This window comes from Akkermansia muciniphila, assembly GCF_900184965.1.
GTDB classification, from domain to species: Bacteria; Verrucomicrobiota; Verrucomicrobiia; order Verrucomicrobiales; family Akkermansiaceae; genus Akkermansia; species Akkermansia muciniphila_A.
This window is the reverse complement of the sequence record NZ_FXYA01000207.1, coordinates 1-204: the sequence shown is the minus strand read 5'-3', so window position 1 is coordinate 204 and position 204 is coordinate 1. Positions and strand designations below refer to the sequence as shown.

General features: G+C 53.4%; 1 protein-coding gene. It reads left to right on the top strand.

Translation table 11 applies throughout. From position 1 onward, the window contains the following. A partial coding sequence (locus tag CI070_RS13610; RefSeq protein ID WP_179218427.1) for a hypothetical protein occupies positions 1-204 on the top strand: 204 nt, incomplete at both ends.

Sequence of the window (204 nt, the reverse complement as noted above, 5' to 3'; positions counted from 1 at the left end):
CCGGATTACTACGTTAACGCCGCCAATCTGGCAGCGGACGAGTTCCTGGCCCGCAACCAAAGGCCCGCTGCCGCGCAGTTTTTAGGAAAAATCCTTCAAACCTGGAACGCACAATCCTGGAACAAAAAGGACAAGGAGGAATTTCTGGACGTGGCGGACAATCTGAAAAAACGCATCGCCTCCATCACGGAACCCAACGGAACA